General features: G+C 59.8%; 23 protein-coding genes. 8 read left to right on the plus strand and 15 right to left on the minus strand.

Going from position 1 to position 24294, the window contains the following annotated elements:
* Positions 1-96 precede the first annotated feature (96 nt).
* A complete protein-coding gene (locus JZM60_RS01960) occupies positions 97-2253 on the plus strand; it encodes an AAA family ATPase (RefSeq protein ID WP_207163869.1) in 2157 nt (718 codons plus the stop codon).
* 413 nt (positions 2254-2666) lie between these two features.
* Here JZM60_RS01960 and JZM60_RS01965 read toward each other — a convergent pair whose 3' ends face one another.
* A complete protein-coding gene (locus tag JZM60_RS01965; protein WP_207163870.1) occupies positions 2667-2906 on the minus strand; it encodes a hypothetical protein in 240 nt (79 codons plus the stop codon).
* A 35-nt stretch (positions 2907-2941) separates the two neighbouring features.
* Between JZM60_RS01965 and JZM60_RS01970 the strand changes: the two genes are divergently transcribed.
* The 3 genes from JZM60_RS01970 to JZM60_RS01980 are packed head-to-tail and all read left to right on the plus strand — an operon-like array spanning position 2942 to position 4408.
* Entirely contained in the window at positions 2942-3340 is a 399-nt protein-coding gene (locus JZM60_RS01970) for a helix-turn-helix domain-containing protein (protein WP_207163871.1), read from the plus strand.
* Between the two features lie 10 nt (positions 3341-3350).
* Positions 3351-3752, plus strand: a complete 402-nt coding sequence (locus JZM60_RS01975) for a hypothetical protein (protein WP_207163872.1) — start codon at positions 3351-3353, stop codon at positions 3750-3752.
* Entirely contained in the window at positions 3749-4408 is a 660-nt protein-coding gene (locus JZM60_RS01980; protein WP_207163873.1) for a hypothetical protein, read from the plus strand. Before JZM60_RS01975 ends, JZM60_RS01980 begins: the two co-directional genes overlap by 4 nt.
* A gap of 493 nt (positions 4409-4901) precedes the next feature.
* On the opposite strand, the gene JZM60_RS01985 is transcribed toward JZM60_RS01980, so the two are convergent.
* The 11 genes from JZM60_RS01985 to JZM60_RS02035 all read right to left on the minus strand — a co-directional run bounded on the left by JZM60_RS01985 (position 4902) and on the right by JZM60_RS02035 (position 16938).
* The gene (locus tag JZM60_RS01985; RefSeq protein ID WP_207163874.1) at positions 4902-6554 is read right to left on the minus strand and encodes a methyl-accepting chemotaxis protein; all 1653 of its coding nucleotides are present in this window, start codon (positions 6552-6554) and stop codon (positions 4902-4904) included.
* Between the two features lie 150 nt (positions 6555-6704).
* The gene (locus tag JZM60_RS01990; protein WP_207163875.1) at positions 6705-10301 is read right to left on the minus strand and encodes a DUF748 domain-containing protein; all 3597 of its coding nucleotides are present in this window, start codon (positions 10299-10301) and stop codon (positions 6705-6707) included.
* 116 nt (positions 10302-10417) lie between these two features.
* Entirely contained in the window at positions 10418-10987 is a 570-nt protein-coding gene (locus JZM60_RS01995) for a class I SAM-dependent methyltransferase (RefSeq protein WP_207163876.1), read from the minus strand.
* A gap of 98 nt (positions 10988-11085) precedes the next feature.
* Entirely contained in the window at positions 11086-11214 is a 129-nt protein-coding gene (locus JZM60_RS02000; protein ID WP_207163877.1) for a FeoB-associated Cys-rich membrane protein, read from the minus strand.
* 3 nt (positions 11215-11217) lie between these two features.
* Positions 11218-13461, minus strand: a complete 2244-nt coding sequence (gene feoB / locus JZM60_RS02005) for a ferrous iron transport protein B (protein WP_207163878.1) — start codon at positions 13459-13461, stop codon at positions 11218-11220.
* Complete coding sequence (locus tag JZM60_RS02010; protein WP_207163879.1) at positions 13458-13685, minus strand: FeoA family protein; 228 nt, start codon at positions 13683-13685, stop codon at positions 13458-13460. The genes feoB and JZM60_RS02010 overlap by 4 nt, the downstream gene beginning before the upstream one ends.
* Positions 13685-13945, minus strand: coding sequence for a FeoA family protein (locus JZM60_RS02015; protein ID WP_207163880.1), 261 nt, complete (start codon positions 13943-13945; stop codon positions 13685-13687). The genes JZM60_RS02010 and JZM60_RS02015 overlap by 1 nt, the downstream gene beginning before the upstream one ends.
* A gap of 156 nt (positions 13946-14101) precedes the next feature.
* Complete coding sequence (locus JZM60_RS02020) at positions 14102-15427, minus strand: alginate export family protein (RefSeq protein ID WP_207163881.1); 1326 nt, start codon at positions 15425-15427, stop codon at positions 14102-14104.
* A gap of 25 nt (positions 15428-15452) precedes the next feature.
* On the minus strand, positions 15453-15755 hold the full coding sequence (locus JZM60_RS02025) for a DUF2325 domain-containing protein (protein ID WP_207163882.1): 303 nt from the start codon (positions 15753-15755) through the stop codon (positions 15453-15455).
* Positions 15756-15790: 35 nt separating this feature from the next.
* Entirely contained in the window at positions 15791-16462 is a 672-nt protein-coding gene (locus JZM60_RS02030) for a DUF3793 family protein (RefSeq protein WP_207163883.1), read from the minus strand.
* 26 nt (positions 16463-16488) lie between these two features.
* Positions 16489-16938 (minus strand): cytochrome C, encoded by a 450-nt coding sequence (locus JZM60_RS02035; protein ID WP_207163884.1) that lies wholly within the window; start codon positions 16936-16938, stop codon positions 16489-16491.
* A 466-nt stretch (positions 16939-17404) separates the two neighbouring features.
* Between JZM60_RS02035 and hcp the strand changes: the two genes are divergently transcribed.
* On the plus strand, positions 17405-19057 hold the full coding sequence (gene hcp, locus JZM60_RS02040; protein WP_207163885.1) for a hydroxylamine reductase: 1653 nt from the start codon (positions 17405-17407) through the stop codon (positions 19055-19057).
* Between the two features lie 85 nt (positions 19058-19142).
* On the opposite strand, the gene JZM60_RS02045 is transcribed toward hcp, so the two are convergent.
* The 3 genes from JZM60_RS02045 to JZM60_RS02055 all read right to left on the minus strand — a co-directional run bounded on the left by JZM60_RS02045 (position 19143) and on the right by JZM60_RS02055 (position 21341).
* A complete protein-coding gene (locus tag JZM60_RS02045; protein WP_207163886.1) occupies positions 19143-19703 on the minus strand; it encodes a nitroreductase family protein in 561 nt (186 codons plus the stop codon).
* A gap of 68 nt (positions 19704-19771) precedes the next feature.
* Entirely contained in the window at positions 19772-20497 is a 726-nt protein-coding gene (locus JZM60_RS02050) for a septal ring lytic transglycosylase RlpA family protein (protein WP_207165411.1), read from the minus strand.
* A gap of 73 nt (positions 20498-20570) precedes the next feature.
* The gene (locus JZM60_RS02055) at positions 20571-21341 is read right to left on the minus strand and encodes a DUF3108 domain-containing protein (protein ID WP_241426338.1); all 771 of its coding nucleotides are present in this window, start codon (positions 21339-21341) and stop codon (positions 20571-20573) included.
* A 125-nt stretch (positions 21342-21466) separates the two neighbouring features.
* Between JZM60_RS02055 and JZM60_RS02060 the strand changes: the two genes are divergently transcribed.
* The 3 genes from JZM60_RS02060 (at position 21467) to JZM60_RS02070 (ending at position 24256) form a co-directional block, all read left to right on the plus strand.
* Positions 21467-22174 (plus strand): cytidylate kinase-like family protein, encoded by a 708-nt coding sequence (locus tag JZM60_RS02060; protein ID WP_207163887.1) that lies wholly within the window; start codon positions 21467-21469, stop codon positions 22172-22174.
* Between the two features lie 19 nt (positions 22175-22193).
* Positions 22194-23150, plus strand: a complete 957-nt coding sequence (locus tag JZM60_RS02065; protein ID WP_241426339.1) for an RluA family pseudouridine synthase — start codon at positions 22194-22196, stop codon at positions 23148-23150.
* Between the two features lie 251 nt (positions 23151-23401).
* A complete protein-coding gene (locus JZM60_RS02070) occupies positions 23402-24256 on the plus strand; it encodes a cytochrome C (RefSeq protein WP_207163888.1) in 855 nt (284 codons plus the stop codon).
* The last annotated feature ends 38 nt before the right edge of the window (positions 24257-24294 follow it).

Below are 24294 nucleotides of genomic sequence, written 5' to 3' on the forward strand. Positions count from 1 at the left end.
GATGCAAGATTACAGAATCCGGTCTCACGCTGAACGCGCGGCGTCTCCTCTCCAATCGGCTGAACCTCTTCAGACGCATTCGGCAGGGAGGTCGCTGTGATTGACTTCAACACCACCCTACGACTTGTCGAACCGACAGAAGAGTTATTCAGGAGAGCAATGCAGGAAGTGGGGATTGCCCCGCCTGGGGAGATCATAGCAGACGGCAAGCGGCACCGCTTCCATCTCCCCGATGATAAATGGAAAACGGAAAACGGCTACTATCAGGCGTGGGCCGACGAGAACCCGACCATTATTTTCGGATCATGGAAAGATCACGGTCCCGGGAACTGGCACAAGTGGACCGCCAAGAAGGAGGTTGAGTTTACGGCGGCAGAGCGCGAAGCGTACCGGCAGCGGATCGCTGAATCAAAACGACTCCAAAAGGAGGAAGAACAACGAAGGCACACCGAGTGCCGGGGAAAATCCCTCTTCATTTGGAACAACGCGCCGCCCGCTCGCGAGGACCACCCATACCTTGTAAGGAAGAACGTCAAGGGCCACGGTCTGAAAGAATGGAAAGACAGTCTCGTTGCCCCTGTCATGGACATGGGCGGAACCCTCCAGGGCTTGCAATTTATCGGGCCGGACGGCTCCAAGAACTTCAAGGCCGGAACTGCCATTTCGGGGCATTTTTCCCCGATTGGTGATTTTACAGGCGGGGCGTTCCTGATTGCGGAGGGCTACGCTACAGGGGCGACGCTCCACGAAGTTACCGGCTATCCCGTCGCCGTCGCCTTCAATGCCGGGAACCTAAAGCCGGTTTCAGAAGCATTCCGGGCACAGTACCCCGATGCCGCGTTGATTGTCTGCGCCGATGATGACCACGCCACGGGAGGAAACCCCGGGTTGACGAAGGCCACCGAAGCGGCACAAGCCGTTGGCGGATTTCTAGCAGTGCCATGCTTTCCAGAAGGTCGTGGGGCGAAGGATACCGATTTTAATGACCTTGCGCGCCTTGCAGGGCTGGAAGCCGTCATGGCTTCCATTTCAGCCGCAACCACGCCAGAACCTAAACCCACTGAGACTATTTCAAACACTTCTCAATTGTCGCTTAGTTCCTGGGCTGTTGAGAATTACACGCAGGGTGATCCAGAACCACAAAAGATGCTTGTGTCGGGGCGTTTCCCCTTGGGTAAACCTGGGCTTGTTGCTGCCATGGGAGATACGGGGAAGGGGTTTCTCTTCCTTGATCTTGGCGTCAAGGTCGCTTTTGGTTGTGACGTGCTGAAACATGAAGCTTTCGGCGGGTTGGTGGAAGCGGAGGGGCCGGTCGTAATTATTGCCGCCGAAGATGACGCGCCCACAATCCACTCAAGGATTAATTCACTTGACCCCACGGGGAGGCGGTTCAAGTATCCCGGCCGCTTGATTATTGTTCCTCTTCCCACAGCCGGGGGTGTGCCTCGTTTTCTGGACGCCAACAAATATGGCAGTCTGCAAGAGACAGACACCTTTCACCGCATGGCCGATGACCTGGAAAAGCTGAAACCCGCCTTGATTTGTTTTGACCCCATGCAACCCCTTTTCCCCGTCGACCTAAACAAAAACGAGAACGGGCAATTTGCCGCCACCTTGTTGAGTCGACTTGCGTCACGTACGGGGGCCGCCACGATCGGGGCGCATCACATGAAGAAAACGGGCGAGATTAACAGCCTCGCCGAAGCACGGGAGGCAATCCGGGGCGCTAGTGCTTTGGTGGATGGTTGCCGGTTTGCTTACGCCTTGTGGCCGGTATCAGAAAAGGACGGCCGCGCCACCTGTAAAGCCCTAAAGGTTGATTACATGGCAAACCGTGTGGTCAATGGCGGAATCGTGAAGTCAAACGGCCCCGCTGACAGGACCGTAACAACGTATGTTCGTAATGACTTTGGTCTCCTGGTTGACCGTACCTTTGAAATCAAGTCGCGTGGGACACGGCGTGACGAAGCCGACGAGATCCTCGTCGCGGCCATCACCACGGCAGCAGCGACCGGCCGTCCCTTCACCAGAACAGGGGTGAACGGAGTAGGTCAACGCCGCCATGAGTTACCGGAGGCGCTTCAATGCTTCGGTCGTGAGCGGTTGGAATCCATGGCACAGACGCTTCTCGACTCCAACAAGGTTGTTACCTGTCTTGCGAATGGAACCACCGTCAAATGGTTGGACGTTCCAGGTGGACCATTTGCGGAGGGTCGCGGTTCCTTTGAAGCAGGTTCAGGGGGGCGGAAATGAGGGGTACCATTACTAACATTACTGATTACTGCTAGTAATGGTATGGGGGTAGTAACGGTAAAGCCAAATAAATACAACAACTTACAGCATCCATTGCTAACGTTACTAAGGCAGGGCCAGTAATGGATAACTAGCTGATTTTATAGGGCATTACTAGCATTACTAGCATTACTACCCTAAAGGGTAGGTATATGCCCCTAGTAATGGGGGGGGCATACACCACCGGGACCACCTGTCCCGTAACATTGCCGTGATGGCAAAATGAAGGAGAAAAATTATGGCTCTGATAAGAATAGCTTCTGAAACAACCACAGTAAAAGTTTCCCCCAGCACCCTGGACACGCTCAGGAAGCTTGCGGACCAATTAGGCGTCCCGATTGAACCCTACATCCGAAGCGTCATCATTGAGCATGTCAGCCGCGAGGGGTATCGAGTTGCACCCGCCCCACCCGTCCCTGAATGGGTGACGCGGTAAAGAGGACACCATGCAGCCACGAATCGCAATCACCGTCAACGGCGCGGCAGTCCTGGAGGTCTATGCACACCCGGGCACCGGATCCGAACAACTGCAACGGCTGTTGCTCGATGCGGCGGAGCTGGTAGCCGAGAGTGAACCGGGCGGGAAGATCGTTCCTTTTTATCGCCCGGAACAAACCGGGGGCAGACCATAACAGCGGGAGGGCCTTCAATGGCAAACAAACGGTTGAACAATCTCGAAAGGCAGCAAATCGCCATATTGGCCGCACAAGGCATTACACCCCACGCCATGAGTAAAGACCTGGGCCGAGACGAGAAAACCATCTCAAAGGCACTGAAGGAACCGGAAGTAATGGTTTTGGTTGAAGAGGCCAGGGGGAAATTGGCAGACGTCTATGAATCTACGGCGCGCCGGATGCTGGCGAGTATCACGGATGCCGACATTTTGAAAATCAACGCCTACCAGCGAACCGTAGCAAGCGGTATCGCCACAGACAAAATGCGGCTACTCCGTGGCGAGTCCACCAGCAACCAGAGCATATTTTTCCGCATCGTTGCGGAAGCCCCGGACTTACCCCCCGAGGAAGATGAGCAAGCCTCGCCGAAATAATGGAGGGACCATGCAGGGCTTTAAGCAGGCGAATCAGCTTTACGACGAAGTGATTTTCTTCCTGGAGGGCATTCACAATGGCCCCCTCACTGTATTGTCGCGTCAAGCTGTCATGCTGTCCCTTGGGGCAAATCAATACTTGCTCCGCCGGGACGGGGGCAATGTCTGCACCTTTGGCGGCTACTTCCTGACTAACATTGAGGGGTTCGCGGAAATACAGAGCGGGGAGATCCCCGACACGTTCACCCGGGGGCCTATACTGATTGTCGCGGAATATGCACGATCACCCACCGCGCCGGAAGTGGAAGAGGATTTTTCCCTAATTCTGGAAATGGAACCGTTAGCGCAAACAATATGCTACCGGTCCCGGAAAGGATTTGAGATTTTACCATTACGGAGGGCCAAGCAATGAGCCTGAATATCAGCGGCGGCAAACAAAAGCAGAAATCCACCACGCGGGAACTGACACCCGAAGAACGTACAAAATACTATGACAAGGCCCTGTCAAATATGTGGGGCACCTTGAGCGGTAACAGCTTTCAGATGCCCGAATACGAAACGCCCACCTACCAGAACCCCGGCGAGTATACCGGGCTGAACAGTGGCGACTATGAAGGGCTGACGCAGAACCTGACCGACGCACGGCTTGCCGCGATCAACAGCGCCTGGGACCGGACCAAGAACGACATCAACCAGGAAATGAGCGACCGAGGGCTATACACAAGCGGTATCGGCGCACAGAAGGAAATCGACCTTTACCGTGACAACGTGCAACCGGCCATCATGCAGGCCGTGGCGGAAGGGCAGCAGGCAGGGCTTAACCTTGAGCAGAATGACCTTGCAGCGCGTAACGCCTATAACCTGCAATCTGCCGGGCAGGCCAACACGTTCAACACGAATCAGGCACAAACCAACCTGGCGGCGCAGTGGCAACCGTACCAATATCTTGCTGACCTTTGGAACGGGACCAAGGGGCAGTACACCAAGAGCAGCGGAAGCGGCTGGAATTTCGGCTTCAAGGGCGGCAGCGGTGGCGACGGCGGCGGCTCGACTGGCGGCGTAATGTAATCCCCGAAGCAACTGAGGCCCCTGGAGAAGTCCGGGGGCTTTTTATCTCAGGTGGGCTGAAAAGGGATGGAGGGGCGTCTGCGGCATGGCGTCTCATGCCACCCCCCCCGCGTATCATAGGCAGGGGTACCCCCCACCCCACCCCCCCTCCCCCTTTGCCTGGAGGTAGTGAGAGGATCAGGCCGGGGGGGCGTAAGAAAAAAACAGGGCGGAGCAAGGGGGCAATCTGGGGGAGAACGTCAACGGGAGGAGGGGGAATCAAGTTGCTTATCAGAAGGACTTGAAATGCAGCCTATTCCTACCTATGGCCTACCTATAAAAAACCAATCACTTGCAACATATTGATTTAACGCAATATAATCACATCTTGCGTTGTTCGTCTGGAACATGTCGTAACATGAAACCGGCGGTAATTTGAGATAATAAAAGAGAGGGGCGACCATGCCGGCGGTCGCCCCTCTTTCTTTTTTGCTTCACTATCCGGCCAACCGGACTACGACACCTTGAACCGCCCCACGAGGTTATTGAGGTCGCCGGCCAGCTCGGCAACCCGCGATGCCGCCTGGGCCGACTCCTGGACCCCCTTGGCAGTCTGCTGGACCACTTCGGAGACTTGCTGGACGTTGCCGCTGATCTCGCCGGTGGTTGCGGTCTGCTGCTCTGCGGCGGTGGCAATCTGGCTCACCTGCATGGCCAGCTCGTTGATTTGGCTCAATATGTCCTGAAGTGCGGCACCGGACTGCTGGGCATCGGCAGTCCCGGACGCCACTTCCTGAACCCCTTCCTCCATGGCGGCAACGGCTCCCCGGGTCTCCTGCTGTATCGCCTTGATCATCTCGCCGATTTCCCTGGTGGCCTTTGTGGTGCGCTCAGCAAGCGCCCGCACCTCGTCGGCAACAACCGCAAAGCCGCGGCCCTGCTCGCCGGCACGGGCAGCCTCGATGGCTGCGTTCAGGGCAAGCAGGTTCGTCTGGTCGGCAATGTCCTGGATCGTGCCGACAATCTCGCCGATTTGCTCGGATCGGGAACCGAGGCTTTCGACGGTTCTGGCGGAACTGCGGACCCGTTCAGCGATCCGTGCCATGCCGTCCACGGTCCTCTGGACCACCACGGCTCCGCCGTTGGCCGATTCCGTTGCACGATGGGCCGCCTCGGCCGCCACCTGGCAGTTCTGGGCAATCTCGAAGGCCGTGGCAGCCATCTCTTCGCCGGCGGTGGCAACAGTCCCGGTCTGGGCAGCCACCTCCTCCACGCCGGTGGCCATATGTTCGGAGGTGCTTTGAACCTGGTTGGCGGCCGTGGCCACCTGCTCCGAATTCACGCGGATTCCGGCAATAACTCGCGCAAAGGAATCGGCAGTCTCATTGAAAGACCCCCCGATGTCTCCCAGCTCGTCATTGGAAAGTCCGGCAGCGCGGCGGGTCAGATCGCCGGCGGAAACGGCGGCAGCAACAGATGCCAGCTCTTCGGAGCTGCGGCGCAGCGACTTAAGGATGAACAGGCTTAATCCCCCCCCAAGCGCCACGGAAAACGCAAGTCCGACGATCAGGACAATCCTGTTGAATGCATAGTTTTTCTCATCCAGGTCATGGGCACTTCTGGCCGCGGAGAATTCCCGGTCGATCAATGTTGCGATGCCAACATCGGCAGACTTGAAGAGAGGGTTGATTTTCTGGAGAGTAAGGCGGGTGCCGTCATCGTACTTGCCGGCACTTATCGCATCACGTACAGGGAGCAGACCTTCCTGCTCAAAAGCCGCTCGCGCGGCATTGAACTCAGCGGTAAGCTTGCGCACCTCGTCACTCTTGGGCAGCTTTTCATACTGCTTCCAGAGAGCGTCGATCTCATTAATATTCTTGGCTACGGCTTCAATATGAATGGAAAGGGGATGGTCATGGAGCGAGCTGTTCACGTTTCCCGGATCATGCTGTATGGCGAGGAGGAGCTGAACCCGGTTGTCTCGCATAATTCCTGTAATCTTGCTGAGAATCCGGACGCTCTCCATGTTTTCTTCATAGAGTTGCCGGGTGGTGGAATTGGCATCCTTCATCCCTGAAAGGCCGAGAATGCCGAAAGCAATGAGCATTATCGAGAAAAAAGTGACGATGAAAACGATACGGGCCTTGATTGTGAATCTGAACGGCATAGAGATTTCTCCTTCACTGAAAATAAACTAGAACCGCGCCCCGCCATCTGACCACGCGCATGAGTTCTATATTTAAGTTTCGGCGAAATCGCTAAGAACTTGAGACTCTATTAGATATTTTTTTAATAAAATCAATACATTAACGCAATCTCACTGCACCGCCGCGCCAAACTCCACCCGTGCAGCCCCCCTTTTGTCCTCCGGCGCCTTGTAGATATCGTCCGCCCTGAGGAACAGGCGTGCCGGGTCCACTTTGCCCGGACCCGCCAGGAGAGCCTTCACCACCCCGACGCGCTCTGCGGCCAGGGCCTTGAGCTCTGCGTCTCCAACCTTCGTGTTGGCAAGGATCAGCTTGCGCATCTCCGCTTCGGGGAGCCCTTTCTCCAAACCGAGAACATTGCGTGGCTTGGGGAACTTCTCCTTCTTGTAGACAGCCTTGAGATAACGGGAGACCTCGTCGGGCGATATGACTATCGTATCCGCCGAATCCCCCGGCTGGATTCGTTTTTCCTTCACCATCTCCAGGAATTTTTCCGTTTTCATCTTACGGGTCAGGAGTTCCAGCCGGTATCCCTCGGGATCCAGTTCCTTGTCCACGTACCCCTTGATATCCACCTTGAGGGATGGCCGGTCGTTCAATGCCTGGGCTATTTTAGCCAGTTTCGCCTGCTCGGCCTCGGCCAGATGGGCCGACCCGGCGGCGAAGGGAACCACGCTGAAGTCCTCCTTGCCGCCGAATGCCGACTGGAGCAGGGAGAAGGGAGATGTTGCCGCCTTGACGAGGAGGTTCTTGATGATCTGCCAGACCACCCGCCAGACCTTGAATTGGGGGTCGTCGGTGCGGCCGGTGACCGGTATGTCCAGATGGATCTCGCCCTTGCGGTCCTTGAGGAGCGCCACCGCCAGCCTCACCGGCAGGGTGGTGGCCTTGTCGCTCTCGATCTTGTCGCCGAAGGTGAGCTGGTCGATGAACACCTTGTTCTCGGAATTGAGCTGCTTGTTTTCTATGAGGTATTTCAGATCGAAGGATACTTTTCCCCGGTCTATACCATACCCCACATAGGTGCCCGAATAGGGGGTAAGCGGCGTCAGGTCGATGTCGGCGAAGCGGACCGTGATGTCGGCATAGAGGTCGTCCCGCAGTGGATTCAGCTTGCCGGTGATTTGAAGGGGTGAGAGGTTCTCCAGGTTGCCCCGCAGGTCCACGTCGGCGAACCGGCTCTCTTCGGATGAAAGGCCGCTGATCCTCCCGCCGAGGTTGTAGAAGGTGGTGTCGTACTCCCGACTCATGTGATGATCGGAGAAGGCGAGGGTCCCCTCCTGGATGGTCACGGCGTCGATGGTGACCTGGCGCTGGGGCTTAGCCGGCGGAGTCGCTTGCGGGGCCGGCGGCTGTACCGCTTGAGCCGGCTTGATCGCCGGGGACTGCCCCCCCACATCCGGGCTCTCGGCTTTCGCGTCTCCCGCCTCCGGGGTGTAGAGTTTCTGCAGATTGAGGCGCCCGTCCCGGTCGATGACGATCTTCGAGAAGAGCTTGGCGACGGATACCTCGCCGATCTTGAGGGAGAAGGGTTCCAGGCTCCCCGACACCTTGTCGATCTGGAGGCTTTCCCAGGTGAGGAGATCGTCGGCGTCGGAATCAAGGCAGTGGAAGGAGCGGACCCCGAGGGAGCCGCCGAAGGTGCCGCCGAGCCCCTTCCCCCGCGTTGCCAGGGCGTAGGTGAGGCGGGTGTCGAGGGAGCCCTCCGCCAGGATGATGTTCAGCCCCTCTGGAAGGTAGGCGTCGAAGTCGGTGAGGGGAATCCGCCGCAGGGTCGTCTCCCCCTTGAGGGAAAAGGGAGCCGGCCGGAGGGTCCCCGACGAGGCGATAGCCCCGCCCCGTCCGTACCGGGCGCTGATGCGGTAGGGCATAGCCTCGCGCTCGGGCCAGGCGAAGTTCTGGACGGTGAGGTCCCCCCGCGTCAGTTCGAAGACGGGATTACCGACGGTCTTCCGGTCGGTGAAGGTGGCGTCAAGGCCGTTCACGACGAACTTCTTGGTTCGGTACCGGAAAGGAGGTCCCGATGCCCCCTTGGGCCGGGGGGGCTCCTTCCGGGCTGGCTGCTCCGTCTTCAGCAGCGCCAGCGGCGAGAACGATCCATCCTCCCGCCGGGAAAGGCGGATATTTGCCCCGGAGACGGCTATCGTTTCGAATTCGAGGAGGTTCTCCTTCTGGCTGTAATGTCCTCCCTCCATGGCGGCGCGCCGGAACAGCACCCCTTCCTTGGGGCCGAAATCGGCGGCAAGGCCCGTAAAGCGGATCGCCACCTTGTCGGCGCTGACGGTCCTGTCGCCATAGGCGACCTCGCCGCCCACGTCGACCCGCCCCTTGATCGGACCGTTGAGCACGCCGGCCAGGTAGGGATAAAAGGATTCAAGCACGATCCCCTTCAGGTCGGCCATGGCAGTGACAGCCATTGGGTCCGGGGAGAAGCCCCCCGTGATGCGCACGGTTTCATTCCGGCCCGTGGCAAAGGAAAGCGTGTAATCGGCTTTCTTGCCCGGTCGGGTGGAGAAGCCGCGGACGGTGCAGGCGATCTCACGGGCCTCGGTCCTGAAGCCCCCCGGCGGCATGGCATCGGCGACCGTCACGGTGCCGTTGCGCAGCGTCACCTCCCCCACGTCGATGATCGTTTTGCCTGCCGGTTTATCCTTGGGTTTCGCCGGGGGCTTTGGCGACGGACGCTCCGGCGTCTCTCCCGAGGAGAGACGGGCCACGTTCCACACCCCTTTCCCGTCCCGCGACAGGTTGAACACAGGGGCATCCAGGGTAACGGAGGTGAGGGAGATGGCGGGAGTGAGGAGCTCGCTCCTGCCGACCACCACCCCCAGCCGGTCAAAAGCCGCCAGGGGCGCCCCGTCCGCACCTGCTGCCTTCAGGCCGGCCAGGGAAATCTCGCCAGTCAGCAAGAGTTCGGGGTTCCTGCTGGCGTCGGTCCGGTAGGTCAGGGCCAGCTTCGTGGCGGCAGTCCCCCGCTCCACCCGGACCGGGAGCTTTGCCGGCACATAGGCCAGATAGTAGGGGATGTCCAGCTCCTTCAGGTTGATGTCGAGGGAATACTCGGCGGCAGTGGCAAAGGGCTTGAGCTTGCCATCCAGGGCCAGGGGGGAGCCGTTCACCACCGCCCGGAACCGGGGGGCGATGTAGCTGTCGGCATAATGGGGAATGGTGCTCACAAAGGGAATGCCCAGTTCCAGCCCGCTGACCCGGTGCAGCTTCTCGACGGCAAGCCCACGGTCGATGAAGTCGATGGCGCCGTTGGCAACGACAATGTTGGAGACGGCGAACCTGGCCCGCTCCTTGGAGGGCTCGGGCTTCTCCGGTCCTTTCTTTTCCAGGAGATCGGAAAAATTGTAGGTGTTGGCCCCGGTCCGCACCAGATGGACGTAGGGGGAGCGGAGCCGGGCCTCGGAGACGATGGGGGCCCCCCGGAAAATGGAAGAGGGGCTCACGGAAACCCGCGCGCTGGAGAATGAGGCGAAGGTGGTGGTCCCATCCCGCTCGGTGAGGCGCACACCGCGCACTTCGGCGGTCCAGGTGACGGGATTTATGTTCACGTCGCCGATGGCAAGCTTTCGCCCGGTAGCCTCTTCCACGGCCTGTATTGCACGGCTTCTCACGATGCCCGGCAGAACGAACGCGGTAAAACCGGCCAGTATCACAAGAAAAATGCCGCAGCCGACGAGAATTTTATGCCAGGCTTTCATGCTCTCCCTCCACCCCTTTCTGTACGCTTCAACCCTATTAATGTGCCAGAAATCGGTACCGTGTCAAAGAAAAAGGCCGCTGACGCGGCCGTTTTCATTCATTTCCGGAGTTTCTATCAACGATGCAGATAGAAGAGTTTTGCGGTTGGGGTCTCGCTGTCGGGATACTCCCCGCAGAAGAGAATGGTGCCTGGGTACGGCGCGAAGAGCCGCGCCAGCTCCCCCGGTTGCAGGAGAAAGTCCTTCCGGTGGGGAACCGGCGCGGTGGGTGATTCGAGGATGGTGTCGAAGAGGATGACGCCCCCCGGCGTGAGGGCCGCCACCTCCTGGGGGATCAGGTCCCGGAGGAGGAAGTTGAAGTTGATGATGAGGTCATAGGTCTCGGCGATACGATATTCTTCCAGGTTCACGAAGCGGAAGTCGCAGTCGAGCCCCTCCCGTTCGGCCCAACTGCGGGCCTTGGCGAGTCCCACGGGGGAAATGTCGAGGCCGGTGACGCTGAAACCCTGCCGCGCCAAGAAGATGCTGTTCCGCCCCTCGCCGCAGGCGATGTCCAGGGCCTTCCGGCCGGGGAAGAGACGCTTCGCCTCCCCGATCCGCTCGGCCAGGAATTTCGAGGGGTTCGCCCCCAGGAGAAATTCCTCGCTTTGGTACCGTTCGTCCCACCGCCTGCTGTCGTCGTTCATGGCATTCACCCGCGTCCATTCATTCCGAAATGCTCACACCACAGGTAAACTGTAACAGGAGAATCCCGGCCCGTCACGGCCAAACTGCCGGCGTTTCCCTACCTCTTGTCGCAGCATCCCCCCTCGCAGCCGTGGCAATGCCCCTTCTTCTTCCAGACGGAGCGGTAGAGGAGCCAGGCCGCCACCCCCAGGATGGCGGCTGCGATAATCATGTCAACTGTTCCCATGGTTTAACCTCCCAGCCCCAGGAGTCTTCCCCCCTGGTAGACGATGAACGCCACGGTCCAGGCCAGCCCCGTCTGGTAGAGGAAGGCGACTCCGAACCACTTCCAGGAGCCGAACTCCTGGCGCATGGCGATGGCCACCACCACGCACGGCATGTAGAGGAGGACAAAGCACATGAAGGCGTAGGCCGTGAGCGGGGTGAAGGCCTGGCCCACCGCCGCCTTGAGGGACGACTGGTCTTCCTCTTCCTCGGCCTCCCCTGCAATGCCGATGGTGGTGGTGACGGCGGTCTTGGCCGCCGCGCCGAAGGAGACGACGATCTCCTTCAGGTCCTCGCCCAGGGTTGGGGTCGACTCGGCCTTCTCCTCTTCCTTCTTCCCGGGGGCGTAGATCTCGCCCATGGTCCCCACGACGATCTCCTTGGCAATGACGCCGGTGATGAGGGACGAGGCCGCCTCCCAGGTGCCGAAGCCCAGGGGCGCCAGGGCCGGCGCCATCACCTGGCCCGCCTGCCCCAGGTAGGAGTCCTTCTTGCTCTCCACTCCCCAGGGGAGGTTCAGGAGGAACCAGACGAAGATGGAAACCGCCAGGATGTAGGTGCCGGCCTTGATCAGGAAGTGCTTCCCCTTCTCCCAGGTGTGGAGGCAGAGGCTCCTGAAGGAGGGCATCCGGTAGGGGGGAAGCTCCATGATGAACATGGGGGCCTCGCCCCGGAAGAGGGTCTTCTTGAAGATGAGCCCCATGACCATGGCCAGGACGATCCCCATGACGTAGAGGGACCAGATAACCGTGCCGGAACTGGCGGCGAAGAAGGTGCCGGCGAAGAGGACGTAGACCGGGAGCCGCGCCCCGCACGACATGAGCGGCAGAAGCAGCGCCGTCAGGGCCTTGTCCCGGGGGTTCTCCAGGGTGCGGGTGGCGTAGATGCCCGGCACGTTGCAGCCGAAACCCAGGAGCATCGGGATGAACGACTTGCCGTGGAGGCCGATGGCGTGCATGGCCCGGTCCATGACGAAGGCGGCCCGCGCCATGTAGCCGCTCCCCTCCAGGAAGGTAATGAAGAACATCATGGCGAAGATGACCGGCACGAATACCAGCACGAAGCCGACCCCGGCGATGATCCCGTCGTTCACCAGGGAGACGGTCCACGCCGGCGCGCCGATCCCCCCGAGGATCGCCTCGGCCCACCGCTTGAAGGGGCCCCCGGCCATGCCGTCGATCCAGTCGGCAAAAGGTGCGGAGAGGTCGAAGGTAAGCTTGAACACGAGCCACATGGCGGCAAGAAAAATCGGAATTCCCAGGAAGCGGTTCAGGACGATACGGTCGATTTTCTCGGTCAGTTCCATCGTGCGCAGTTCGGGCTTTTTCAGCACCTCGCGCGTGAGGCCCGAGGCGAGACCGTAGCGGGCATCGGCCATGAGGGCCTCAATGTCCTCGCCGTGGGCTCTTTTCAAATGGTGGAGCGCCTCGTCGAACACGGCGTCAGGGCCGAGGTTCACCTCCTTCGCCACCTGGCCGTCCCCCTCCATGAGCTTCAGCACCAGCCAGCGCGACGGGTACTTTTCCAACAGACCTGAATGCCTTTTTCCGAGTGCATTCTCCACGAACTCGGCAGCAGTCTCAATATCCTCCCCGTAGTTGAGCCGCCCCGGCCTGTGGCCTGCGGGCTCGTCCGCCGTGGCGAGGACGCTCGTCAGGAGCTCGTCCAGGCCGCTCTTTTTCGTGGCCGAGGTGGGAACCACGGTGACGCCGAGCATCTGCTCGATCCCCTTCACATCGATCCGGTATCCCTTGGCCTCGGCCTCGTCGTAGATGTTGAGGGCCATCACCACCGGAATCCCCAGCTCCATGAGCTGGATGGTCAGGTAGAGGTTCCGCTCCAGGTTGGTGGCGTCCACCACGTTGATGATCAGGTCGGGGCGCTCGTGGACCAGATAGTCCCGGGCGATGATCTCCTCCTGGGTGTAGGGGGAGAGGGAGTAGGTGCCGGGGAGGTCCACCAGCCGGATCTTCCGCCCCTGGAACTCGAAGGAGGCCTCCTTCTTCTCCACGGTGACCCCGGCCCAGTTCCCCACCTGGAGGCGGGTGCCGGCAATGGCGTTGATGAGGGTCGACTTCCCCGCGTTGGGGTTGCCGGCCACGGCCACCGTAACCACCTGCTTTTCCACCGGCCGAAGGGAGCACTTACGGTCCTCCCCGCTCTCCACCGACGCATCCGCATCATTTCTGGTTTTCGCCTGCACGCTCATGGCGCCACCTCCACCGCAATCCCCTCCGCCTCCTTCTTGCGGAGCGAGAGGTGGTAGCTCTTTATCGACACTTCGAGGGGATCCCCCAGGGGGGCCACTTTGACCACCTTCACTTCTTCCCCCACCAGTACCCCCATATCCATGAGCCGCCGCTTCAGGGGGCCGATGGCCCCGATGGCGGTGATCGTTCCCTTTTCGCCCGGTTTAAGCTGTGCCAGATTCATCACTGGAGACTCCTTACCATTATTTTCATTGCCATGCCGCGGTCCACGGCGATCCGCGACTCATCCACCTTCACCAGCACCGGCCCGCCGCCGTTGTTCAGCATCTCCACCCGGTTGCCGACGCGAAGCCCCATGTCCTCCACCCGCACGTCGCCCTTTCCCCGCCCGCCGTGGCACGGGCCGGAGCAGCCCCCCGGGCGGGACCTCACTTCAACGATTTCTCCCATCTCACCGGGGCTCAACAGTCCGAGGGGTATCATGGGAACTCCTTTCGTTTTCATCGTAAATTCAGGGATTGTCCTGCCAGCCGATGGCAGGGGCGAAGCAAGTTTCTTTGCTTCGCCCGCCCTGATAACCCGTTGACCTCAGAGGGCGAAGCAGATGAAGCGCATGCTCTGCCCCTACCTTCAATCACTTTAGAACGTCGCTTGCACCTGCAGGTAGCCGTAGTTGATATCCTTGCCGCTCCCGGTGGCGTCCCTGAAGAAGCCGCCGGTGAAGAACCGGTTAGCGCCGGCCAGAAGGCTCACCTGCTCGGTGACTTTGTAAGTGAGGATGAGGTTGGTCTCGAAGCCGATGTCCTTACTGATGCCGGCCGGGGTCTTGACCGCCCGGAAATAGTGGCCGTCCAGGGAGATATTGACCTTGTCGGAGAGATCCACCCCGCCCCCCAGGGTGATGGCGTGGAGACCGCTGGCATGAACCTCGTTGCCGCCGGAATCCACGGCGGTGACGCCGGAGAGGTCGCCGATGACGCTCATGTCGCCGATGAGGGGGGTGTCGTTGTTGGGGTTGTGGAACTCGCTGAACGTTCCTTTTGCACCGTCGCTGTCGCCGGAGCCGAAGGCGTAGCTGATGAAGCCGACCCCCGAATAGCGGCCGATGGCCGGGTCGATGGTCAGATCCGCGTGCCCCCCGTAGGCGCGGATGTGATGGTGGGACGAATCCTCGATATGCCGCCCGAACTGGAAAACCGGCTCCACCTCGAAGGACGCCAGCTTACCCACCTTCCCAGCCAGGCGCGCCCCCACCGAGTACGTCCGCTCATTCTTCCCGTCGTGGGTGAGCCCCTCCCCGCCGGTGTCCAGGAGGCCGTAGAGGTCCAGGGCAAGGTCGTCGCCCGCGGCATAGGTGCCGTAGACGCCGTAGAGCTCGCCCATGATACCGCCGGAGTTGTCCTTCGTGTACTTGCCGGCGAAGAAATCCACGGTCAGGGGCTCCACGGGCTTCACCCCCAGCTTCACCGCATCGTAGCTCAGCCCGTCGAAGAAACTGTCGCCCCCCAGCATGAAGGTGCTACCGTAGACCAACTCCTGGCGGCCGGCCCTGAGGGTCGCCTTCTTCGAGGGGAGGCTCCCCTCCATATAGCCCTGGTAGAGACGAATCTTGTCGAAGTCCTCATCATTGTAGGTGGCATACCACTGCCCCTCGACCCGGGCCGTGAAGTAGTCGGCGGGGTTATAGGTCAGCGAGGGACGCACCCGGACCAGGAGCTGGTCGTCCCCGCTTCCCGGCGTGAAGGTATAGTCGCTGAAGTTGAAATTCCGGGTGGACTCCCCTCTTATCATGACGTCGAGACCCGCCTTCAGGGGGCCGAACCGGAGGGGTTCCTTCTCCTCGCTTCCTGCCGCCCCCTGCTCCACAACCACCGGCGCACCCTCCGCCTCTCCATCCGGAGCGGCCATTGCCGTCCCTGCCACCGCCAGCACCATTAGCGCCGCTCCTGTTGTTTTCCTTACCATCCCTGCCCTCCCTGCGTTCATGTGATTACTGCCTCGCCGCTTCTTCCGGACACGCGAGACAGTTCAGACAGTCGCGGAGGGTGCAGACGCCGCAGGAATGAAACTGAAACACCGGAATGTCGTTCAGCCTGGCGGCAGCCATGGCCTCGTTGCGCACCCGGTGGGACACTTTGTTGGTGAAGATGACCAGGGCGTCGAAGCGCTTCAGTTTGGCGGCGATGTTGTTTTCCGACTGGGAGAATACCCGCAGCTCAACTCCGGAGCGGGCAGCCTCCTGGCGGTAGTGTCGTTCGAGGCGGTCCATGCCGCCGATCAGCGCAATGCTCATGTCACAGCCTTCCTAATATTGATATTCATTTTCACTTATTGGAGACAAAAAAGTTTTTTCCCTGCCAACAGGCACTCCTGGGCCGACGCACACCCCACCAGGTGCGCTGCCATACGGGCCCGGCAGCAGCGGAACACCTCCGCAAGGCGGAGGCTCTCCCGGGGATCGCCGAAGATCTTCCACGGCCCCTGGCAGGCAAAAGGAATCCGTACCAGCCCCATGAAGGCCGCCACGTCCTTGAGGGGATAGCCGAGAAAGACTCCGATCTCGTGGGGAAACGATTCCCCCTCCATGCGCGAGGCCAGTTCGCCGAGCACGCTGTCCAAGTTCGACACGTCGCCATACCCGGCCCGCGCCAGAACCGCCGTGGCACTTGGCCGCAGCACGAGTTCCCCAAGGGCCTCGGGGCGGTAGATAAGGAGGAGGACCGAATCCCCCCGGTCGGCCAGTTCCCGCACGGCAAGGCCGCTCTCCGCCAGGACCTCCTCGCCCCACTCTTTCCAGAGAGCATAAAGATTGCGGCCACAGGGACGGCGCCGGTTGGCGATGCCGAGTAGGTTCGCCGGCTTTTCGCCGGCGATGACCTCAGCCGTCTCCAGAGCCAGGAACGACGCCAAGCACTCCCGGGGGTCGTCGAAACGCCCCGCCACATCCTGCCACGCCAAGCGTCCGCCCCCCTGCTGCCAAACCGGATATGCCTGTCCCATCAGCCGCGCCCTCCCCGCTCCCCTGTTCAGTACTTGACCTTCACGCCGTCGAGCTCTTCCTTGGTCGCCTCGGCCCACTTCTTGAGGTTCCAGCTGCCGACCCACGCCTTGAAGAGGGCAAGGTTCTTCTGCCGCTCCTCCTCGGTGCCCCCCAGGTGTTTGTACATATTGCCGGGCTTCCCGTCCTTGGCATTCTTCCCGTCGTCGAGGCGGCGCATGAGGGCGCCGGTGTCAGGCCAGGCAGTGTAGAAGACCAGGTGGCTGTAGGTGTCCATCCGCATCCCCTGCCCCTTGGCGAGCCACTTCTCCTTCTCTGCCTTGAAGGCATGGTACTCGGGGGCGGCGTCCTTGCCATGGCACCCGGCACAGTGTTTATCGAACAGCGGCTTGATCTGTTTGGTATAGGTTACATCCTCGGCAAAGGAAACCGATGCCATCCCCAGGGTGATAAAAGCTGCCAGTGCAATTTTTTTCATAATATCTCCGTGATAACGATTTTGAAATTCCATTTCATTTAACAGACAACAGAACGCCCCGTCAAGATTTTTTTGACAGGGCGTTTATTTTCGCGGGAAATCAGGCAGCAACCCGCTCCGCCGCAGCAGGAATCCGCGGTCACAGACTCTCCCGTCGCAGACGCGAGCACAACCCCGCCGCTGAATATGCCGAGGGCAATGACCAGCATCGCCAGGGAGACTATCCGGATTAATGATGACCTCATGACATCAACTTTAGTGGTTTGGTCAGGAAAAAGTCAACAGCGGAATGGCAAAACCACACCGGAGCCAATCTAAGAAATCTTGACCAAGGTCAAAGATAATGGATGCCGGGTGCGGTATCACTGTCTCACACAAACGATTGCAAACGGGTTTCGGGCAGGTATACTCAAGGATACCTTCTCGACACACCATCCGTCACAACCACTCAAAGGAGGAAACAAAAATGGGAATGTTCTGTAACCAGTGCGAACAGGCCGCCAAAGGCGTCGGCTGCGATATCATCGGGGTATGCGGCAAAAATCCCGAGGTGGCGGCACTCCAGGATCTCATGCTCTACGGCCTCAAGGGACTCGGCATCTATGCAGAAAAGGCCCGGGAACTGGGCAAGAAGGACGAGGCCATCGACCTCTTCATGATCGAGGGGCTCTTCACCACCGTCACCAACGTGGACTTCGATCCGGTCCAACTTGCCGGCAAGCTCCGCACCTGCTACGACAGCAAGGAAAAAATCAAGTCCGTCTACGAGACCGCCTACCGCGAGAAGAACGGCGCCAGCGCCCCGGCAATCACCTCGGGTCCCGCCGCCTGGGTCATCGCCGGCGACCTGGCCGGGCTCGTTAAGCAGGGCGAGGAGCACGGCATCAACACCCATCACGCCGACGCCGACGTCCGCTCCGCCATCGAAATCCTCATTTATGGCCTCAAGGGGATGGCCGCCTACGCCGACCACGCCTACATCCTCGGCAAGAAAGACGAAGAGGTGTTCGCCTTCTTCCACAAGGCCATGGCCGCCACCGCCGACCCGGCCAAGGGGCTCATGGACTTCGTGGGGCTCTCCATGGAGTGCGGCAAGCTCAACATCAAGGTCATGGGGATGCTGAACGAAGGTCACGTTGACCACTATGGCCACCCGGTCCCCACCAAGGTTCCCACCGGCACCCGCAAAGGGAAGGGTATCCTCGTCTCGGGCCACGATCTCCGGATGCTGGAGGAGCTCCTGAAGCAGACCGCCGGCAAGGGTATCAACATCTACACCCACGGCGAGATGCTCCCGGCCCACGGCTATCCCGGCCTCAAGCAGAAGTATCCGCACCTCTACGGCAACTTCGGCGGCGCATGGCAGGACCAGGCGAAGGAGTTCCCCCTCTTCCCCGGCGCCATCATCTTCAACACCAACTGCATCCAGCGCCCGGCCGAATCCTACAAGGACCGCCTCTTCTCCTGGGGCCAGGTGGGGTGGCCCGGCATTAAGCACATCGCCGGCTGGGACTTCAGCGAAGTCATCAACAAGGCCCTTGAGTGCCCCGAGCTGGCCGACGCGCCGGAGAAGGAGATTCTCACAGGATTCGGCCACAACGCCGTCCTCTCCGTGGCCGACAAAGTAATCGAAGGGGTGAAGGCCGGCGCCATCAAGCACTTCTTCCTCATCGGCGGCTGCGACGGCGCCAAGCCGGGCCGCAACTACTACACCGAACTGGCCGAGCAGGTGCCCCAGGACTGCGTGATCCTCACCCTGGCCTGCGGCAAGTACCGTTTCAACAAGCTGGAGTTCGGCGATATCGGCGGCATCCCGCGGCTTCTGGACATCGGCCAGTGCAACGACGCCTACTCGGCCCTCCAGATCGCCCTGGCCCTGGCCGACGCCTTCAAATGCGGCGTGAACGATCTGCCCCTCTCCATGATCCTCTCCTGGTACGAGCAGAAGGCGGTGGTCATCCTCCTGTCGCTGCTGCACCTGGGAATCAAGAACATCAAGATCGGTCCGAGCCTCCCGGCTTTTGTCACCCCGAACGTTCTCAACTTCCTGGTCGAGAACTTCAACCTGGGTCCCATCAGCACCCCGGAAGCCGACCTCAAGGCGGCCCTGGGGCAGTAATCCAACCCCCTAACCGCAACACGACAAAAGGCGCGGAGAGTTCACTCTCCGCGCCTTTTTCATTTAACCGCTGCCGCCAAACCGGCTATGCCTGGTACTTCCCATAGTGGACGATCTCATCCAAAGGCTTGCGGGGCGCCCCCCCTTTTGCCTCCTCCTGGGGATACCCCAGCGGAAAGAGCCCCACGATCCGCAGTTCCGGCGGAATGCCGAGCAGCTCCCCCATCTGTTCTTCGTCGAATACCCCCACAAAGACACTCCCCAGCCCCAGATCATGGGCGGCAAGCATCAAGTTCTGGGTGGCAATCCCAACATCGGTCAGGTAATACTGCTGTCCCCGCAGCTCCCCGGACTGGGGCGGCTCCCCGCAGGCCACTATCACCACCGGCGCCTCGGCCAGGGCCTTCTGGGCCGGGTTCGATTTGTACCCCTTGGGGCCGAAAAACGCCTCCACGTAAGACAGCTCGCTGATGCGCGCCTTCGTTGCCGCATCGTCCACCACCACGAACCGCCAGCACTGCATGTTTGCCCACGACGGGGCCTGGCGCGCCGCCTCCAGTACGGCCTGGAGCTTCTCCGGCTCCACCGGCCGGTCGGAAAACTTGCGGACGCTTCTCCTCGTTCTGATTGCCTCCAATGTTTCCATGCCTCGGTTTCCTTTCTCCGTTAATGGATTGCAGTAAACTGCATTCTTCTCTCTCTGTAAATTTCCCATCAATCCGTCGCCACCACGAAGCTGCCCGGATAGCTTGCACGCTCAAAGTCACGACGGGCATTCTCGGCCATCTCCAGGGAGGCGTACCTGCCGACCCGCACCCGGTAAAAGCGGTTTCCCCTCACCAATGCCTCCTGGATGGAGGAAGCTCCATAGCGCGTTCCCAACTGTGCCGCCAGCCTGCGGGCATTGTCCGGCACAGTGAAAGCCGCAACCTGAACGGCGTAAGAACCGGCATCGTAGTTTGCCGGCGGACGGTAGGAGACCGTTCCGGCCGCCGAGTCGCTGCGGTACCCCAGGGCCTCAATCCTCACCGGAGCGGTACCTTCGCCGGTCATCCCCAACTGCCGGGCCGCGGCATAGGAAAAATCGATAATCCGCTCCTTGACGAAGGGTCCCCGGTCGTTGATCCGGACCACCACTTCCCTGCCGTTGCTCCTGTTGCGCGCCCTCACGAATACCCCCAGCGGCAGGGTCTTGTGGGCGGCGGTCATGGCGTACATGTCGTAGGTCTCGCCGTTGCTGGTGGGCTTGCCGTGGAAATCCTCCCCGTACCAGCTGGCCATCCCCTCCTGGGCGAATCCCTCATGGCTCAAAAGGGGATCGTAACGCTTGCCGTTAACGATGTACGGTTTCTCCCATCCCTTGCGGCCACGGGTTTCGGGAGAGTCTATGACCCGCGTGCTGTAGGTGCTGCAAGCGGAGAGCATCCCCGCGAGCAACATCAACACAACTCCGGGCCAAATAATCTTTCTCTGTCGTATTCGCAGCGTTTCACCTCCCAATGTCCCGTCACTCTCAGGGAACTATCTCCACAAGGTTCGCAGTCACGCTTCCCACCGCCACCCTGGTCCGGGCCCTGACCGGAATGCGCCGATCATCGTCAGTGAGCCAGATATGAACCGTCCCCTTCCCTTCAAAAACCCCTTCAGAGGCAACCATCGGCTGGATAACTATTGTATCTACCTCACCGAGCACCGTTTTTATGCGCTCTTTCCGCAGGACCCGCACCTCGACCCGCCGCTGCTTCTTGCTGTCGAGAATGTTTATGCGGGATGATTTACCGACTTCCAGAGGCAGGTACCGGATGTAGTAGAAGCTTCCATAGACGTCAATGGTATCGGCGGGGATGGGGACATCCGCTTTCCTCCCTTTAATATTGTCGCGGTAATGGGCGATTTTCCGTTCCTGCTCGAACAAGATCTCCCGATCCCGCAGGCGGCTTCCCTCCCGTGTTCTTAACCGGTAGTGGCGAGCGAGTCCCGGAAATGGGGCGAGGGTGCGATCATAGGAGCTTTCTATCCGGTCTTCAACCGGGAAAAACGTAGACAGCCAATCATTGGAACGGGCAAGGGAAACTATTCTTCTCATGTTCCCGCTCTCCGTAATCTCCTGGCTTGCAGTGCCGACGGGAATACCGGTCCATGAAAGTTCATAAACAAGTTTCTCCGGGATTTTCGGTGCCGCAACCGCCTGTGCGGCAAAGGCGGCCAGCGCAATTACAATTAGTACTCCATACTTTAAAACCATGGTGATATCCGCCTCCGCCGCGCCCTTGATTCCAGGCATCGTCCGAAAAGTATTCCACAGGGCGGCAAGAACTCAACCCCCTTGACTACCGCACGACTCAGGGCACAATTAACACATGGTGTCCGCAACAGCAAAAACAGAAACGCGGGCACAAGGAGGATGCCATGCCGGAAAAAGTACTCGTGCCATCCATCGAACAGAGGCTGGCAGCAATGGTTGAAGTTGCCCGCCGGATGAGGTGTAAGACCGAAACCGAGAAACGTACCGGGCACAAGCCGACTATCACTCTTTCGAGAGAGTTCGGCTGCGAGGGGTATCCAGTGGCAGAGCAGCTCAAGGAACTTCTTGAGCAATCCACCAAGGAGCCCTGGGTCATCATGGACAAGGCGCTCCTCGAAGAAACGGCCAAGCACCACGACATTTCCGAGACGGTTTTCCAATCCCTCGGCCACCGGTCGCTGCTGCTCGACGACATGATCGCCACGCTCACCCCCCGCTGGAAGAGCGAACGGGAACACTACAAGCTTCTCTGCGGCCAGATCGTCTCCCTGGCCGAGGCGGGCAACGTGATCATAATGGGGCGGGGAAGCTCCATAATCACCCAGCAGATGAATAACTGCCTCCATTTCCGCATCTATGCATCCAACCATTTCAAGGTCCGCTCCATTGCCCGCCGGGCAAAGATCTCGCTCCAGGAAGCTGAGACCCTGGTGGAAAAAAAGCAGAAGGAACGCGTCAAATTCATCCGCGATTTCCTTGACCGTGATATCGCCGACCTGAGCCTCTACCATCTGGTCTTCAACAACGACAAGAACTCAGCTGCCTGCATAGCCCGGACAATCGCCGGTTACCTGTGCCAGAAGGGCGCTTGAATCGAAAGTTGACGATTCCGTGGAGAGCGGTGACGGTAGCCGCTCTCCACTTGCGTTCGTCGAGGCTGCCGACTATACTCCCTGCATGCTCAACTTTACCATTACCGAATCCGACCATTGCCGCAGCGTGGAAAGCTTTCTCCGCAACCTCCTTCCCACCGCTCCTTCCGCCTATCTAGGGAAACTCATCCGGGGAGGGCACCTGGCCGTAAACGGCAAGCGCCCCCTATCCGGCACGCTCCTGGTTTCAGGTGATACGGTCACCCTCAAGGAGAGCTCCCGGACACTGGAGCTTATGGCCACAGCACGGCCCAGCCTCGACATACTCTTTGAAGACGAACGGATTGTTGTTGTCAACAAGCCGCCCGGCTTACCGGTACACCGGACTGCGGAGGACGAACTGACGCTGGTGGATGAGGCGGAACGGTTTCTGGCCCAGCGTGGGACGCCGGTCAAACTGCGTCCCGTCAACCGCCTTGACCGTGGCACCTCCGGCGCCACGATATTCGCCAAGAGCGCCACGAGCGCCGGCATCTTCGGCCGGTTCGTGAAGGAAACCGGGCTGGGCAAGCTCTATTTGGCCATAGCAGACGGCAAGTTGCAGGCCGAAGGAACAATCGACGCACCGCTGGAAGGCAAGGAATCCCAAACTCATTTCCGGACACTGTTCCAAGGCGCTGGCGCCGCGCTGGTCCTCGTTACCCCCATCACCGGACGAATGCACCAGATTCGCAAGCATCTGGCTCTCACAGGCCATCCAGTCAGGGGTGACCGCCGTTATCGGGGTACTCCCCTCGCAGGGTATCCCGGCCACTGCCTGCACGCTTTCCAGGTATCCTTCGTTCATCCGGAAACAGGGGAGGAAATCGTCATCCATGCCCCCCTCCCCCCCGGTTTACGGAGCCAGCTCCACCAGTTGGCCGGTGATTTTATTGCGCCGCTGTTACTTTTGCTCCCTACCCTATCACAGCAATGACCCCGGAATTGCGAATCGTCTCCCTCAATGCAGACTTCACACAAAGATCAGCTTTGTAGCTGATTTCATTATTGTTTTTTTGTGCTCTTATTACCTTTTTCTAATTGACTGTATACCTTAAAAATGACATAATCACCCCCGTTTTAGCCGGGGCGCAGCCCCTGTTTGCAATCCATGTGAGACACGCTCCTTTCCCCAGGGAAACGGAGCAATTACATCATGTCATGTGCGAATAGCACAGAGGAGGAACGATGAATGCTGTAAAACGCATCAGGCTCTTTGCCGTCGCTGGCCTGACCCTGGCAGTTTCGCTCTGCCTGGGTGCGGGAAGCCCGGCCAAAGCTGCCCCGAACGCCCCGAAACTGCTTCAGGACGACTGCGTGAAATGTCACGTCCAGCCGCCGGCAGACGTTGCCAGCGCCGGTGCCGGACACAAGAAGATCACCTGCTTCGACTGTCATGCCAGCCACCGCCCCGCATCGAAGAACAATATTCCCGAATGCAGCCAGTGCCACACCGGCAAAAAGCACTATGAGCTCAAGGGATGCCTCGGGTGCCACAAGAACCCCCACACCCCGCTCAATATCATTCTTTCCGGCAACATCACCGATCCGTGCCTGACCTGCCACTCTCCGCAGATTGAGCAGCTCAAGCAGTTCCCGAGCAAGCACAGCAAGCTCTACTGCTCTACCTGCCACAACGTTCACGGCAAGATCCCGGCTTGTACCCAGTGCCACAAGCCCCACTACGCCGAGCAAACCGCCGGCGATTGCAAGAAGTGCCACAAGGCTCACCAGCCGAAAAACGTTGTTTACGGCAAGGAAGTTCCCAACAAGGAATGCGGCGGCTGCCACAAGAAAGCCGTTGACCTGCTGACCGCCAGCACGGCTAAACACAAAACACTGGCCTGCGTATACTGCCACCAGGATAAGCACAAGATGATCCCGGCATGCCAGACCTGCCACGGCACGCCGCACCCGGCAGCAATGATGGCCAAGTTCTCGAAATGCGGCGACTGCCACAGCATCGCTCACGACCTGAACCGCTGGACCGCTCCGGCCAAAGCTGCTGCTCCGGTTAAAGCTGCCCCGGCAAAAAAGAAGTAGCACTGAACCCTAGCTGAACAAAGGGCCTGCATATTCTA

The sequence above is a fragment of the Geobacter benzoatilyticus genome, assembly GCF_017338855.1.
GTDB classification, from domain to species: domain Bacteria; phylum Desulfobacterota; class Desulfuromonadia; order Geobacterales; family Geobacteraceae; genus Geobacter; species Geobacter benzoatilyticus.

What these genes read in the sequence shown, in the direction of transcription:
- JZM60_RS01990 (WP_207163875.1), bottom strand. Translation starts at nt 10,301, where the DNA reads ATGAAAGCCTGGCATAAAATTCTCGTCGGCTGCGGCATTTTTCTTGTG.
- JZM60_RS02045 (WP_207163886.1), bottom strand. Translation starts at nt 19,703, where the DNA reads ATGGAAACATTGGAGGCAATCAGAACGAGGAGAAGCGTCCGCAAGTTT.
- JZM60_RS02050 (WP_207165411.1), bottom strand. Translation starts at nt 20,497, where the DNA reads ATGTTGCTCGCGGGGATGCTCTCCGCTTGCAGCACCTACAGCACGCGG.
- JZM60_RS01980 (WP_207163873.1), top strand. Translation starts at nt 3,749, where the DNA reads ATGAGCCTGAATATCAGCGGCGGCAAACAAAAGCAGAAATCCACCACG.
- JZM60_RS02000 (WP_207163877.1), bottom strand. Translation starts at nt 11,214, where the DNA reads ATGGGAACAGTTGACATGATTATCGCAGCCGCCATCCTGGGGGTGGCG.
- JZM60_RS01995 (WP_207163876.1), bottom strand. Translation starts at nt 10,987, where the DNA reads ATGAACGACGACAGCAGGCGGTGGGACGAACGGTACCAAAGCGAGGAA.
- JZM60_RS01975 (WP_207163872.1), top strand. Translation starts at nt 3,351, where the DNA reads ATGCAGGGCTTTAAGCAGGCGAATCAGCTTTACGACGAAGTGATTTTC.
- JZM60_RS02020 (WP_207163881.1), bottom strand. Translation starts at nt 15,427, where the DNA reads ATGGTAAGGAAAACAACAGGAGCGGCGCTAATGGTGCTGGCGGTGGCA.
- JZM60_RS02015 (WP_207163880.1), bottom strand. Translation starts at nt 13,945, where the DNA reads ATGATACCCCTCGGACTGTTGAGCCCCGGTGAGATGGGAGAAATCGTT.
- JZM60_RS02010 (WP_207163879.1), bottom strand. Translation starts at nt 13,685, where the DNA reads ATGAATCTGGCACAGCTTAAACCGGGCGAAAAGGGAACGATCACCGCC.
- hcp (WP_207163885.1), top strand. Translation starts at nt 17,405, where the DNA reads ATGGGAATGTTCTGTAACCAGTGCGAACAGGCCGCCAAAGGCGTCGGC.
- JZM60_RS02030 (WP_207163883.1), bottom strand. Translation starts at nt 16,462, where the DNA reads ATGGGACAGGCATATCCGGTTTGGCAGCAGGGGGGCGGACGCTTGGCG.
- JZM60_RS02025 (WP_207163882.1), bottom strand. Translation starts at nt 15,755, where the DNA reads ATGAGCATTGCGCTGATCGGCGGCATGGACCGCCTCGAACGACACTAC.
- feoB (WP_207163878.1), bottom strand. Translation starts at nt 13,461, where the DNA reads ATGAGCGTGCAGGCGAAAACCAGAAATGATGCGGATGCGTCGGTGGAG.
- JZM60_RS01985 (WP_207163874.1), bottom strand. Translation starts at nt 6,554, where the DNA reads ATGCCGTTCAGATTCACAATCAAGGCCCGTATCGTTTTCATCGTCACT.
- JZM60_RS02070 (WP_207163888.1), top strand. Translation starts at nt 23,402, where the DNA reads ATGAATGCTGTAAAACGCATCAGGCTCTTTGCCGTCGCTGGCCTGACC.
- JZM60_RS02055 (WP_241426338.1), bottom strand. Translation starts at nt 21,341, where the DNA reads ATGCCTGGAATCAAGGGCGCGGCGGAGGCGGATATCACCATGGTTTTA.
- JZM60_RS01970 (WP_207163871.1), top strand. Translation starts at nt 2,942, where the DNA reads ATGGCAAACAAACGGTTGAACAATCTCGAAAGGCAGCAAATCGCCATA.
- JZM60_RS02035 (WP_207163884.1), bottom strand. Translation starts at nt 16,938, where the DNA reads ATGAAAAAAATTGCACTGGCAGCTTTTATCACCCTGGGGATGGCATCG.
- JZM60_RS02060 (WP_207163887.1), top strand. Translation starts at nt 21,467, where the DNA reads ATGCCGGAAAAAGTACTCGTGCCATCCATCGAACAGAGGCTGGCAGCA.